This is a genomic window from Vibrio sp. DNB22_10_4, assembly GCF_052879755.1.
Map to the genome: position 1 here is coordinate 1 of NZ_JBNNXW010000004.1, position 14,309 is coordinate 14,309.

General features: G+C 44.0%; 13 protein-coding genes. 4 read left to right on the forward strand and 9 right to left on the reverse strand.

Translation table 11 applies throughout. From position 1 onward, the window contains the following. A partial coding sequence (gene rplI, locus ACVA6Q_RS12810; protein ID WP_446647777.1) for a 50S ribosomal protein L9 occupies positions 1-378 on the forward strand: 378 nt, incomplete at its 5' end. 52 nt (positions 379-430) lie between these two features. On the opposite strand, the gene ACVA6Q_RS12815 is transcribed toward rplI, so the two are convergent. After that, positions 431-1,189, reverse strand: a complete 759-nt coding sequence (locus ACVA6Q_RS12815; RefSeq protein WP_446647778.1) for an Eco47II family restriction endonuclease — start codon at positions 1,187-1,189, stop codon at positions 431-433. Between the two features lie 172 nt (positions 1,190-1,361). Between ACVA6Q_RS12815 and ACVA6Q_RS12820 the strand changes: the two genes are divergently transcribed. Beyond that, entirely contained in the window at positions 1,362-3,041 is a 1,680-nt protein-coding gene (locus ACVA6Q_RS12820; RefSeq protein WP_446647779.1) for a pseudouridine synthase, read from the forward strand. Positions 3,042-3,176: 135 nt separating this feature from the next. Here the strand turns inward: ACVA6Q_RS12820 and ACVA6Q_RS12825 are convergent, their stop codons facing one another. Continuing rightward, on the reverse strand, positions 3,177-3,992 hold the full coding sequence (locus ACVA6Q_RS12825; protein WP_353496518.1) for a sulfite exporter TauE/SafE family protein: 816 nt from the start codon (positions 3,990-3,992) through the stop codon (positions 3,177-3,179). Positions 3,993-4,144: 152 nt separating this feature from the next. Between ACVA6Q_RS12825 and ACVA6Q_RS12830 the strand changes: the two genes are divergently transcribed. After that, positions 4,145-4,762: a Crp/Fnr family transcriptional regulator gene (locus tag ACVA6Q_RS12830; RefSeq protein WP_446647780.1), complete on the forward strand. Its 618-nt coding sequence runs from the start codon at positions 4,145-4,147 to the stop codon at positions 4,760-4,762. A gap of 18 nt (positions 4,763-4,780) precedes the next feature. After that, a complete protein-coding gene (locus ACVA6Q_RS12835) occupies positions 4,781-6,091 on the forward strand; it encodes an anaerobic sulfatase maturase (protein WP_446647781.1) in 1,311 nt (436 codons plus the stop codon). Between the two features lie 85 nt (positions 6,092-6,176). On the opposite strand, the gene ACVA6Q_RS12840 is transcribed toward ACVA6Q_RS12835, so the two are convergent. From ACVA6Q_RS12840 to ACVA6Q_RS12870, 7 genes are read right to left on the reverse strand one after another with little or no spacing between them, the layout of a single operon-like run. Next, on the reverse strand, positions 6,177-7,640 hold the full coding sequence (locus ACVA6Q_RS12840) for a sulfatase-like hydrolase/transferase (protein WP_446647782.1): 1,464 nt from the start codon (positions 7,638-7,640) through the stop codon (positions 6,177-6,179). Positions 7,641-7,643: 3 nt separating this feature from the next. After that, the gene (locus ACVA6Q_RS12845; protein WP_446647783.1) at positions 7,644-9,821 is read right to left on the reverse strand and encodes a glycoside hydrolase family 3 N-terminal domain-containing protein; all 2,178 of its coding nucleotides are present in this window, start codon (positions 9,819-9,821) and stop codon (positions 7,644-7,646) included. A gap of 11 nt (positions 9,822-9,832) precedes the next feature. Continuing rightward, complete coding sequence (locus ACVA6Q_RS12850; RefSeq protein ID WP_353496523.1) at positions 9,833-10,294, reverse strand: hypothetical protein; 462 nt, start codon at positions 10,292-10,294, stop codon at positions 9,833-9,835. Between the two features lie 7 nt (positions 10,295-10,301). Further along, positions 10,302-11,120: a carbohydrate ABC transporter permease gene (locus tag ACVA6Q_RS12855; RefSeq protein ID WP_353496524.1), complete on the reverse strand. Its 819-nt coding sequence runs from the start codon at positions 11,118-11,120 to the stop codon at positions 10,302-10,304. Beyond that, on the reverse strand, positions 11,117-11,992 hold the full coding sequence (locus tag ACVA6Q_RS12860; protein WP_446647784.1) for a carbohydrate ABC transporter permease: 876 nt from the start codon (positions 11,990-11,992) through the stop codon (positions 11,117-11,119). Before ACVA6Q_RS12860 ends, ACVA6Q_RS12855 begins: the two co-directional genes overlap by 4 nt. An 11-nt stretch (positions 11,993-12,003) precedes the next feature. Then, positions 12,004-13,284 (reverse strand): extracellular solute-binding protein, encoded by a 1,281-nt coding sequence (locus ACVA6Q_RS12865; RefSeq protein WP_446647785.1) that lies wholly within the window; start codon positions 13,282-13,284, stop codon positions 12,004-12,006. Positions 13,285-13,294: 10 nt separating this feature from the next. After that, positions 13,295-14,278, reverse strand: coding sequence for a LacI family DNA-binding transcriptional regulator (locus tag ACVA6Q_RS12870; RefSeq protein WP_446647786.1), 984 nt, complete (start codon positions 14,276-14,278; stop codon positions 13,295-13,297). Positions 14,279-14,309: the final 31 nt, after the last annotated feature.

A 14,309-nucleotide genomic window follows, 5' to 3' on the forward strand; every position in this document is an offset into this window, starting at 1 on the left:
GCTCGTAACTTCCTTATCCCACAAGGTAAGGCTGTAATGGCAACTAAGAACAACGTTGAAATGTTTGAAGCTCGTCGCGCTGAACTAGAAGCGAAAGTTGCTGAGCAACTAACTGCTGCTGAAGCTCGTGCTGAGAAAGTTAACGCTCTTGAAGCTGTTGTTATCGCTTCTAAAGCGGGTGACGAAGGCAAACTATTCGGTTCTATCGGTACTCGTGACATCGCTGACGCAATCACTGCGGCAGGCGTTGAAGTTGCTAAAAGCGAAGTTCGTCTTCCTGAAGGCGCTCTACGTACAACTGGCGAGTTCGAGATCAGCGTTCAACTTCACTCTGAAGTTTTCGCAACTATCGCACTACAAGTTGTTGCTGCTGAGTAATTCAGTTTCAATAACACGAGAAACACCAGCTTCGGCTGGTGTTTTTTTTTGCTCAAGAAAAATTAAGCTCGTCAAAGCCTTCATATTGCTCAAATGGAAGCAGATAGATACTTTTTAGCACATCGTCAGAAATGTTTTCCAATTCAGTGAAAACCGTATTCTCGATTTTTCCAAGCTTGGCTTCAGCGACGACATCGTCAATCACCCTAGGTAATACCTGACATAGTTTCTTGAAGGCATGAGCATCACCCGTAGCGATCTCATAGAACTTGTCCATTGATACTCTTCGAATGTTTTTATGACTGATCTTTTCACCATCCAAACTGATAGCCCAAGGAATATCTTGGCTATTCTTAGCAATAACTTCAACTAAGTAACAGACAGCCTTATCATCGCGGACAATTTTGTTTTGCATTTTCATGTAGGTCTTCTGTGATGAAGCCGAGTTCATGGTGTTATGCTTATTTTTTAGCTCCGCATAGATATTTAGCTCTGAGTTAATCGTATCAAAGCCTTGCTCTGGCACTTCCCAGCCATCAAAAAATTTAAATATATTTTGATGAAAATAGCCGATGTGATTGGTGTTTGACTTGTCAATCTGACGAATAGACTCAGATTCAATGATTTCAGGTATCGTCTTGCCATAAATCTTTGAATCAAAGGTAAGTTTGATTGGGTCAAGTAAGTTCTTATTAAACTGCGACAGGTTGATTTTGAATCGGTACTTAAGAACCGTATCTTTCACATGCTCAAATAGCTGCTCATCGCTAATAAACCCTAAACCATATGCTTCTGACTTGGTTGCTGACATAGATGCCTACCTTTATGTTAATCAGACAGTTATGTTACCCGATTAGCTAGAAAATAAAAGACACACCGAGCAACCCTCAAAGAGCTCAAAAGCCAACAAACACTACTCATGGAAATTCTGTCCAAACAAGGTACAATCCGTGCTCAATTTTCTATGACCCACGGCCTTTAATATGCACTCACCCCAACACTGCTTTAACCAATTTGATGTTGCTATCGAAGGCTACGAGTTACCAGAACAATTTACGTTTCCGTTCTACTACACGCCTCACCCGCTGTGCGTGTTAGCGGCGAATCAGCTCCAGCAGTATCTAGAAACGCAAACTGACTTCATTTATGACTTTGGCATAAAAGACGAGAGCCAAGGTCGAGGTAAGATGTTCGGTGTTTTACTGGTGCAAAACCCACAAGGCCAAATCGGCTTTTTGAGTGCCTTTTCTGGCAAGATTGCAGACCAAAACCTCCTGCCAGGATTCGTCCCACCAGTCTTCGATATGCTTACTGAAGACGGCTTCTTCCGAGAAGACACCGACGCCATCACCAAAGCGCTTGCGACATACAAAACCTTCGCCAACGCACCTGAAATCACAGAACTCAAAGAGCAAATCGCAACAGAGCGTGCCGCGTACCAACAAGAAGAACAAGCGCATCGCGACACCATGATTCAAGGCCGTGCTGCTCGCAAACTGCAGCGAAAAGAAGCGCAACAAACACTCAGTGGCGATGCTCTTCAGTCCTTACTTGACGAGCTTGGCAAACAAAGCGTTGCAGAAAAAAACACGCTCAAATATCTAAAGCTCAAGTGGGAAGATAAGCTCGCTGTTAAAGAACAGCGACTAGCAGAACTAGAAATCCATCTTGCAGAGCTTAGAGAGCACCATAAAGCGCTATCCAACGCATTGCAGCACAAACTTCATAAGCAGTATCGCTTTTTGAATCAACGTGGTGAAACCAGCGATTTAGTTGATATCTTCGCGGCAACGACAACCCCGATTCCACCAGCCGGTGCCGGCGAATGCGCCGCACCAAAACTGCTGCACTACGCCTACAAGCACGGCTTTACGCCTTTGGCTTTGGCCGAGTTTTGGTGGGGGGTATCGCCCAAGTCAGAAATCCGTAAGCACGGCAGTTTTTACCCATCATGCAACAACAAATGCCAACCTATCTTAGGACACATGCTGCAAGGCCTAAACGTAGAGCCTAACCCGCTAGAGCAAAACTGGGCGCAAGACAAAAAGCTGGAAATTGTTTTCCAAGATGAAGCAATGGTAGTCATCAATAAACCATCAGGTTTGTTATCTGTGCCAGGCAAAACCATTAAAGATTCGGCCTATACGCGCCTGCAAGCCCTGTTCCCAGATGTTGAAGGCCCCTATGTGATTCACCGCCTAGACATGGCGACATCTGGATTGCTCGTTTTCGCTCTAACCAAGCGCGCCAACAAAAGCCTACAAAAGCAGTTCATTACCCGTGTTGTACAAAAGCGCTATGTTGCATTGCTCGAAGGTGAACTTACCCAGAGCGAGGGCGATATTTCGCTACCCATGCGCGGCGACCCTGATGATCGCCCAAGACAACTAGTGTGCTATGAACATGGCAAGCCAGCGCAAACTCATTGGGAGTTGATTGAAGTGCGGGATGGCCGAAGCAAGGTGTACATGTACCCGAAAACAGGCCGAACCCACCAGCTACGCGTCCACAGTGCTCATCATCTTGGCTTGAATATGGCGATGGTTGGCGACACCTTGTATGGCGAGAAGGCAGATCGATTGCATTTGCATGCGGAGCGGTTGGAGCTTGATCATCCTTATAGTAAGGAGCGATTGGTGTTTCAGGTTGATAGTGAGTTTTAAGTTACGTTGTGCGTGCACAACACCAATTAATGATGTTGACTGAAACTTGTATTCCGAGGCGAACCTACCAGCGTAGCTCAAATGCCTTGAGCTACGCAATCTACGCGGTCCACCTTTAAAGTGTCATAAAAAAGCTTAAGTAAATAAATACAGTCCACAGCTAATACCAATTATCACTAACGTTATTAAATAGATAGAACTTTCGGACAGTCGAGACATGAATATCGAAGCTATCGGAACACCAGCGAAAGAGCCAATTAAAAATAGCAAGGCCGTATCGAAGTCTGATTGCCCCCCTTTCGCGTAACCGAAAGCCGCAACCGACGATAACAACAGAGCCACAACCACGGAAGAACCTACCGCTTTTTTAATGTCTACATTCAAAAGGTTGGTGAAGATAGGCAGCAGCAAAACCCCTCCTCCAACCCCCGTGGAACCCAGTACTGTGCCGCAAAACATCCCGGACAACACCGCGGTACTTTTTTTGGGCTTACTACACTCAGCCTGATTCGTACCCGCGCGATGGCTAAAATACTTGATTAACACAGATACTAATGACCCAAACATCACTAATAAAACAAGAAACGAAACCAAACTCTGAGTGATCTCGCTATGAACGGGATGTTCATTTAGAAAAACAATGCACTGCGTCACCAACAAGGTTAATGGTAGCGCTCCGAGAAAAAGCAGCGCCATCTGACGCCAAGATACATTGTTAGCTTTTAGATGGAAAAAGGAAGCGTTAACCTTCACCATCGCAGAAATCATACTTGCGGTTCCCACCGCTAATACTGGAGGCATCTCGCAGAAAAATTGCAGCATTGGGATAAGTAATACTCCCCCTCCAACCCCCGTAAGACCGAGACATAAGCCAAAAACAGTGCCAAGTAAAATTTTTAAAATCGAGGCTTCAGAGAACAACAATTCAAACAAAAAACCACTCAGTTCCACTACAACAACTCCAAAGTTAGCCATCCGTTTTACACGGTTTCATTTGGTATCACTTTATCCCCATTGTTTCTGAAAATTTTATGGCGATGGTCATATTTCAGCATTGAAATATCGAGTATCTTGAAGCCAGATTTTCATAATGGTTTACTCTCATGCTCATTGACCCAACGCTCACGGTGGAATCACAGGCCGCACTCGCTAGTTACACTCGAAAACAAGTGGTTTACAGAGGCGGTAACTCTGCTAGAGGGCTTTATTGCGTTAAGAGTGGTCAGGTTGGCTTATATCAAGTAACTGAAAGCGGTAAGGAATCGCTACTCCGAATCTACGGACCAGGCAGTTACTTTGGGTATCGCTCACTGTTTACCAACCAAAACTATCCATCGACTGCACGAGCCATGTTGGATAGCGACATTATAAGAATTGACGTTAATGATTTTCAGTCTCTTGATGAATTGGCTCCAGACTTAGCACAGTACCTGATGAAAGAAGTCTGCACTGAGCTAGGTGAAGCAGAAAAAAGGCTGATGCAGTACAACGCTTTTAGCGCCAAAAAGCGCATCCTTGATACCCTCACTCACTTCTTTGAAATGTACCCAGAATACCCCTGGACATATCGGGAAATCGGCGAGTATAGCGGCACAGATATCACGACTGTTATCCGATACTGCAAAGCCCTAAAGGCATCCGGAGTGTTACTCAAAGAAAGCAGAAAACCTAGCCCAGTCGATTTGGACATTTTAGCGGACTTTAGAAAGTCTATTGTTTAGCACACACGATGAAACACTATGCAAAAGATAACCTCCTGCCACGTAATGGCCAAACCCTCGGGATCCGTTTGCAATATCGATTGCAAGTACTGCTTTTATCTTGAAAAAGACAAACTTTATCCAGAAAGGCAGCAAAACTGGCGGATGACTGATGAAACATTAGAGCTGTTTATCCAACAACACATCGAGGCCCAACAAGGTGAGTTTGTTGACTTCGCATGGCAAGGAGGTGAACCGACTCTTCTAGGGCTAGAGTTCTACCAAAAAGTAGTAGCACTGTGTGACAAGTATGGTGAGGGCAAGTCGATTCGGCACGCGTTTCAAACTAATGGTTTGCAAATTAATGATGATTGGTGCCGTTTTTTTAAACAGCACAACTTTCTCATTGGCGTATCTATCGATGGCCCAGAAGATCTGCACGATCATTACCGCGTAACTCGTTCAAAACGCGGCACACATAGTAAAGTGATGGCAGCGATAACGTTACTCAATAAACACGCTGTAGAGTTCAACACACTCACTGTTATCAATGCTAAAAATGTACATGAGCCGCTTCGCGTCTATCAGTTTCTCAAAGACATTGGCTCAACATACATTCAGTTCATTCCATTGGTTGAACGAGAAGTTAGTCGAAGCGAAGAAAGTCTAACACTCGCCAAACCGGGTGATACCTTTTCCCCTGTTACACCGTGGTCAGTGGATCCGGAAGCTTACGCTAAGTTTCTTAACACCATATTTGATTACTGGGTGCGACACGATGTCGGACAAACCTTTGTTCAAAGCTTTGATTCTATGCTGGCATCCTGGCTTGGAGAGCCGGCAGGCATATGCGTTTTTTCACCTCGCTGCGGGCACGCTTTTGCCCTAGAGGCCAACGGTGATCTCTACCAATGTGACCACTACGTTTATCCAGAATACAAACTGGGTAACATCCACGACTCCACCATATTTGCAATGAACAATTCACCCGCAGCAATTCAGTTTGGTAAAGACAAGTATGAAACATTGAATCAGAAATGCCTGAGCTGTCGTTACCGTTTTGCATGCAACGGAGGGTGCCCAAAGCATCGCTTTGAATTAGGTTCAAATGGAAAACCCGACCACAACTATTTATGTCACGCCTACTACGAACATTTTAAGCATACTGAAAAATCGATGACCGCTATGGCTCACTTGCTAAGACAAGGCCGACCGGCATCCGATATTATGCGCTACTTCCGTCAGCGCACCGATACAAAGCCTGAAGCAGAAAGGAGAAGTATCGGCCGAAATAGCGAGTGTCCTTGTGGCAGTGGTAAAAAATACAAGCGATGTTGTACCCGGCATTAAAACCCAATCTAAAGCATAAAAACAAAAATAGGGTAACGTTCGTTACCCTATTTTTTTACTTATCGCAGTAGTTCAGCGAGACAACTTATAGTGTTTTCGCAAACTCCGGCACCATGACATAGTCTTCATCATCTGAGCATTTAAAATTCTGCTCTTTACCCCAGCGCGTTAATAGCTCATTGTCCGCCATTTTTGCCGTATGCAGGTCAACGGCACGCTCTAAATCCCAACCTTGGTATATCAAGTCAAGCAACGCCTGCACTGTCGTTTCTGACACTTCTCCAATGATGTTGGTGAGCTCATAGGGGTCAGACTCTACATCGAAAAGTAAGTCTTGGGATTCCTTTCCATGGTAGCGAATTAATTTCAAAGGCCCTTTACGGATCATTCGTGCAATGATTGGCGTGCCATCACTTTCGTTATCGATAAGTTCGCTAATCACGTACCTTTCACTATCAACCTCTCCACGATAGATCTCTGAGACCAAACTCTGACCGTCTTGACGACTTGGAGGTTGCGCTCCTGCTAACTCACACAGCGTCGGACCAATGTCTATCAAACTGCTCGGTGACGTCACCTCTTTGGGAGTAATGTTGGTACCAGTGACAAGCATCGGGATCCTCGCCGAGCCTTCAAAGAAGGTATGCTTTCCATAGATTTCACGCTCGCCCATCTGGTCACCATGATCAGAGGTATAAATGAATACATTATCGCGGTCTTGACGCTCACAATAGGCTTCAAATGCGGATTTGACCATACCAACCTGAGTATCAATTTGTTCTACCATTCCACAATAAGCAGCGCGAATGTCGAGCACTTTGGACTCCTCAACCGTATTCTTAAAGTGGTCTGTCATATTCTCCAAATCATCAGGCTGATTATGGAAGCTATGCGGCAACTTAACGCGCGGGCGGTATTTATCAAAAAGCGCTTCCGGACAGACGTAAGTACAGTGAGGACCATAAGTGCCGACAACAATCAGCTGGGGTTTTTCATGATCTTGCTGCATGTACTCGATGGCTGTTCTAACCACTTTTTTGTCATACTCAAGGATCGGTGATATGCCCCCTTTCGCCACTTCTAACGAACCTGGAATCGTCAATGAGTCTGCAAAGTCTCCAATCTCACTCTCTATCCAATCTTCACGCGACCACGCCCACATAGATGGAAGGAAATCGCCTAGAATTCTTTTCGTAAAACCGTGCCTTTGGTTATAGCCCAAAAAGTGCATTCTTCCACACAGTACGGTTTCATACCCCTCCGCTCCCAGTGAATGAGCGAATGTGGCCTGATCATCTGCAATCGTACAAAGATTGGTAAATGTCCCAGTTTGACTTGAATGCTTGCCCGTCATCAATGATAGACGTGCAGGCACGCAAAGAGGATTTGGCGTATAAGCGCTTGTGAAATTGACTCCTTCTTGCGCCATAGTGTCCAAAACAGGGGTCTCTACTCTCTCTTGCTCTACCTGAGGACTAGAGCCCAAGTACATACCGTTATGTTGGTCACTAAGAAATACCAGAATGTTAGGTTTTCGGTTTGTTGTCATCGTCTAGTTAACCTCAGTTTGGTAAAGTTGAGAGCTTGTACACTCTAGTGGTAATAAATCATCGGAATTCGGCCCAACCAAGAACGTGACCGCCGATTTTGGATTGACATAATCAGCGATGGTTTCAAAGTAGCCCAATCCATCAATATCCACTTCAAATTCAACATGACGGCTGCTGCACGCTTCGATATCAACACGTTCAAAACCAATCAGCTCTTTCTCTGGGCGAGTACAGCTTGAATATGCTCTAGAAAAATAGAGCTGGCAGATTTCCGTTGCCTTTATCGGTGATAAATTTGAAAGAGTAAATCCAATTTTCACTTTACCACCAGCAATAGACATCAACTCTACATCGCTATAACGAAACTTCGCATAGCTCAAGCCATATCCAAATGGGTACAACGGTACTCTATCAACATCCTTATAGCCGCGATAATCGGCAAAATCTCGCATTTTACCCAGTGGTTTCTTATTGTAGTAAATAGGGATCTGACCCGTAGACTTAGGGAAAGTCATGGTTAACTTACCACTAGGACAAGCCCTACCAAAGAGAAGGTCAGCAACCGCCGCGCCTGTTTCAGTACCACATTGCCAAGCCATCAAATGCGCATCAGCATGGCGAGAGATCGCCTGTGAAGGCATCGGTCTACCGCCGCATTGCACGACAACGAATGGCTTGCCCGTGTTAGCAATGGCCTCAATTGCTTCTTCTTGGCCAGATGGTAGCTTCAACTCAGCAATGTTTCTCGCTTCACCCGAGCTACGATGGCTTTCACCAACACATAGCACCACAACGTCCGCACGATGAGCACACTCCACCCACTCATCGGTAAGCGCACTGTATTCGGTCAACACGTTTTGCTCGCCGATAAGGTCTTTGATTCCTTGGTAAATGGACACCACGTCATCAGACTTGCCGTCTAAACACCAAGAGCCTAAATGCTGTCGCTGAGTATGTGCATGAGGTCCAACGACAGCGACTTTGGTTTCATTTTGGACAAGCGGCAACAAGTTATCGCGGTTTTTCAACAGCACCATACTCTGTTGAGCAAGTTCCTTTGCTCTATTAGTATGTTCAGGTGCACGTTGACACAGCTGAGCTTTCTCTGCGTCCACATAAGGATGCTCAAACAGACCAGCTTCAAATTTTACCGTCAAGACGCGACTAACCGCATCATCAATCTGCTGTATAGTCACCAAACCCGCCTCTAACGCTGTGTGCAGATGGTCTTGGTATGCTTCCGATGTCATGGCCATATCGACGCCAGCGTCCAGCGCCATTGCAGCCGCATGAACCTCATCCCTCGCCACGCGGAAATGATGTAAATCTGAAATAGAGCCCCAATCACTCACCACAAACCCGTCAAATCCATGATCTTTCTTTAGCCAACCGTTGATCAAGTCCTTAGATGATGTCACCGGAGTTCCACCTAAGTCATTGAATCCCGACATAAAGGTCTTTACGCCAGCATTAATAGCGGCTTTAAAAGGAGGAAGGTAAACATTAGCTAGGGTGTTTTCTGATATTTCAGTTGTATCGTAGTCGCACCCGCTTTCAGAAGCCCCATAACCAACAAAGTGTTTGGCACAGCTAACTAGGCTGCTAGGGGATGCCAAATCATCCCCTTGGAAGCCTTTAACAACAGCAGCGGCCATAGCACCATTCAAAAGTGGGTCTTCACCAAAGCTTTCAATCACTCGGCCCCAGCGAGGGTCTCGTACAACATCCATCATCGGCGCAAAAGTCCAATTGATGCCAAGAGAAGAGGCTTCTAGAGCAACATCGCGGTATGCATCGGTTACCAACGATGCATTCCAAGAACAAGACTGAGCCAACGGAATAGGCAAAACGGTAGACTGACCATAGATAACATCACGGGCAAAGATAACCGGAATACCTAGACGGCTCTGCTCCACGGCAACTCTTTGGATCTCATTGATTTGCTCTGGGTCGACGGTTTCCCCTGGAGCGTTGCCAGCCCATGCTGTATCAGCAAGAATTCGCGATCCAACCAAACCACTGCGGACTTGGCTCAAATATTCTTGTTTCTTACTGTCATACTCCAGCATAGGCGATTGACAGAGTTGACCAATTTTCTCCTCCAGTGACATCAGAGAAAGTAACGAGCTAACACGCTCTTCAGTGGATAAATCAGGGTTGTTGTAATTTAGTGTCATCATCTTCTCAAATCTTACTTTAACTGATAGTCAAATGCTTCTGTCAATAACTCAGCGGTACTTTCTGCAACAGAGGTGTCCGCTTTAGCAATGGCGCGGTTATATCTCAACTTTGCGGCTTCAAGAACATACTTGTTGTCTAACTCAAGATAAACATCGATAAAGCTATCAAGTTGTTCGTTGGTCATTTTGCCGATAATCTCTTTCGGCTTTGGCTGTGATTCATAATAAAAGCTAGGCTTAGGCTTCATGCCACTTTGTTCCCACGCTTCGATTACTTGCTGATAACCACCGACATAGTCTTCATCAATCCTCAGCTCGATTTTGTCTAGACCTTTTAATGCCTCAATATAATTGCCATCATGTTCTTGAGCTTGCGCATGATGAAAGTAATTAGCCGTCTGCTGGTACACTTTTGCATAAGCACTAATATAAGTAACGGCAACAAACAGAGTTAATAAAATGAGTTTCTTCATAATAAACCTACTTAATACCCACACCAGTAAATGCTTTTACAAAGTTCTTTTGTAAGAAGAAGAACACAATAACAACAGGCAACGCTATCATAGTGGTCATTGCCCACAATTGTTCCACGTTGGCCGCTGGGACCTCGGTTTGGAAGTTATATAAAGCAAGCTGTAACGTCATGAGCGAATCGTCTCTTACATAGAGTAAAGGATTCATAAAGTCGTTCCAGGTATTCATAAAGGTCAGCACGCCAACAGTTGAAAGCGCCGGCTTAATCATAGGAAGAATAATTTTCCAGAAAATTCTAAATTCAGACGCACCGTCGATTCTTGCAGCCTCTAAGTATGCATTATCAATTTGCTTCATAAACTGCACCATAAGAAACACATTATATGCACTAATTGCGGATGGAATAATTAGCACTCGATAGGTATTTATCCAGCCCCAGTCATACATCATCATATAGGTTGGGATAGTAAATAGGATTGCTGGAATCATCATTGATGCCAAGATGATTTTCAGCCAGAACTCTCTACTTGGTAAGTTCGTTTTTACTATCGCAAAGGCAACCATCGCTGAAAACAGTGTGTTCATGATAGTTACAGTGACAGAGATAAAGATAGTATTAAAAAATATACGACCCAGATTCACAGACTTAATGACATCAATATACCCTGTCAATGAGATTGCCTTTGGCAAAGCCGTTGGGTAGTGAAGAATGTCACTTCCATCCTTAAATGAATTCATGATCATATAGAAAAATGGATAAAGCACGATAATACTAGCAAAGCTTAGCAAACCTAATATTAGAATTTGATTATTGTTTACTTTCATGAATTAGAGTCCTTAGTGGTAATCTTTAGTTGAAGCATTGTCAGCATGTAGATAATTGCCGCAAGTAATAGACCGATAGTAGAAGCCGCGCCCATTTCCATCTGTGCAAAACCCGTGTCATATAGATATACAACTGGCGTTAGTGCCGACTGATACGCTCCCCCTTTAAGGTCAAAGTTCATGAATATTTCTGTAAACATCTGAAGGCCATTAATAATATTAATAGTCATAACAAATATGATCTGATTCTTAATCATAGGAATCGTTATCTTGGTAACTTTTCTCCACCATGAAGCACCATCAATATCGGCGGCTTCATAAAGCGACTTATTGATGCTTGCAATGCCGCCCAGAAAAATAATCATTTGTACACCAAACCACTTCCATGAACTGAACACAGCAATGATTGGCATTGGTAGCCACTGGTCAAACTTCCAAAACACCGGCTCATCAATGACACCAAGCTGAGCCATCCCCGTTTGAACTGGGCCGGATGGGCCTGAGATAAAGTCAAAGGCGATCATCGCCACAGTGATCGAAGTAATTACTGGGATAAACATGACCGTGCGGAACAGTCCTCCTAGAAACTTCACTTCGTTAAGCAGTAGTGCTAGCGATAACGCGATAACAAAGCTCAAGGATACGAAAATCACTTGATTGAACAGAACATTCAATAACGACTTCCAAAACATCCAATCCAAAGCAATGTTTATCCAATTCCCAAACCCAATGAACTTCGTCTCTTCCGGGTTGAGAATATTGATACTCAGAAAGCTACTTTCAAAAGATAGAAATAGTGGGTATACCAAGAACACAACAAAAAACAGTAGCCAAGGCAACAAGAAAACGTAGCTCCAAAAATTGGTTCTCATATGATTGATCATTAGTTCTTCCCCTTACCCAATACTTGATTGGCATTTCTTACCGCACTCTCGAGCCCCTGCTCAGGCGTCATTTGGTTATTTAAAACAACCTTGGTGTAGGTATCTAAGATGACGCCCGCAACATCTCCAGCTTGCAAAAATGGTTCGCTAATTTTCGTGGTGTTCAGTTGCTCGACAAAAGGTTTCACGCCTGGGCTTTGATAGTAAGGCTTATCCACTAGTGTGGTTAAGACCGGAAGTTGACCAAGGTACATATTCGCTTTGTGGTTCATGTCATCTTCCATCAGCATTTGAACCATCTTCCAGGAATAGTCTTCTTGCATTCGCGTTCCTTTAAAAATCATCAAAGCTCTACCATCAAGTGTTGAATAGCTCGGCTCACCTTCCTTAAACGTTGGGATTGGTGCTAACGCAACGTCCTCTCCAACAACCATTGGCCTGCCCGCCGCTGAATCCAATAAGTTTTTCCAACCAAATCCGTACTGTGGCCACATACCAATTGAGCGAGAGAAAAAGTTTTTCTCCATTGTCACTGGCGAGTTCGCTTGGACATCCTTCATCATTGTCAAAAACAACTCGAAGTTAGCACCTTGCTTGTCAAACTCGATGGACGTGCCGTATTTATTAAGCAAACCATAATCACCAGAGTTAAAGTTGTAATAAAGCTGAGCTAACATTCCCCAGTACCAGTTCCCTGCGGAAAGCTGCTCATTCCACATGACCGAACCATAAACAGGTGTTCCGTCCTTTCTTCGCGGTAATTGAGAGATGGCTTGCGATGCTTCTATATACTCATCCCAAGTGGTAGGCGGAGAGTCTGGATCAAGACCCGCTTCAACAAATAACTCTTTGTTGTATATCATCAACTGAGTCGTTGCATTCCATGGAACATAGAAGTTTCGACCGAAGTTCTTTACTAGAAAGTTAGGCGCAATTTTGCTCTCCAGCTGCTTGAAATCGTCAAACGATTGATACGATACCAGTAGACCCAATTTCGCGAGTTTGGCAGGTTGGTATCCAAAAACCCCAGCATAAAGATTTGGCGTATCACCCGCTGCGATCCTCGTATCGATGTTCATATCGTTAGATACAACGACCTCGACATTAGGATAACGATGATTGAACTCTGGGATTGCTATTTCATTAAAGAAACTAATGTAGTCTCCTGCAGGCGGCACCATAATATCGATCTTGGTTCGCTCGTTTGTTGCTGTTGCTGTTGCTGTTGCTGTTGCTGTTAAACTAGCGAACATAAGTAGGGAGGTAAGCCACTTCGTCATAATATTCACCTTAAAATGTTTCTCGTCTAATTAGTTCCGCTTGTAACATTCGCATGCTATCTAACCCCTTTTCGCCATTGATGGCATCGAGAACAAGGGTTGCGGCCTGAACACCCATTTTGTATTTGTCGTGACATACGGTTGTAAGCCTTGGCACAATCAGGTTGGCCATTTGAATGTCATCAAATCCCACTAAACGCATATCTGTTGGAATCGAAATGTTGTGCTTATTTGCAGCTCTAATGATTCCAATTGCCATTTCATCGTTACTCGAAAAGATCGCTTTAGGTGTTGTCCTTTTAAAAAGTTGGTCTGCTTTCTCATAGGCTATTTCATCTTCAAATTCAGCATTAATAATGCACTCCTTTTTAATGCTAATATTGAAATACCCTAGAGCAGACAAATACCCTGCCAACCTCTTTTGACTATCGTAACTATTCTCTGGACCAGAGAAAAAATACACTTCACTTTCACCACTATTAATAAGCTCTTTAACCGCTAAGAAAGAACCCCCAAAGTTATCAATAAGCAGTGAGTAAACGTTGTCGGAATGAATTTCTCTATCGAGAACAACAAAGGGAAGTAGCTCCGATGCTTTATTGATTATTACTTCATCAGGTATTTCACTAGAGAGAATAATTGCACCATCGATATACTCATTGTTCAGGTATCGTTCTAATGTACCCGGTTCTTGGTTCGACAAGCTTAGTGCCATGACATCATAACCTTTAGCATGCAGTTGTTTCTCAATGCCTTTTACGACCTTACTGTAGACTGGGCCGTACCAAGAATTAAAAAATAGACCTACACACTTATTGTTATTGCTCTGTGTTAACTTCTTTACCCTTTCTGGGTAATAACCAAGTTCATTCGCGACATCAATTATTCTTGCTCGTGTATCCTTTCTAACTTTTTCGCCACCATTTAGAGCATACGACACAGTAGAGATAGATACGTTGGCATTCTTCGCGACATCTTTAATTGTAGCTTTCATTGCAAACCTCAAGTTGGGGCTTATTCAGCCC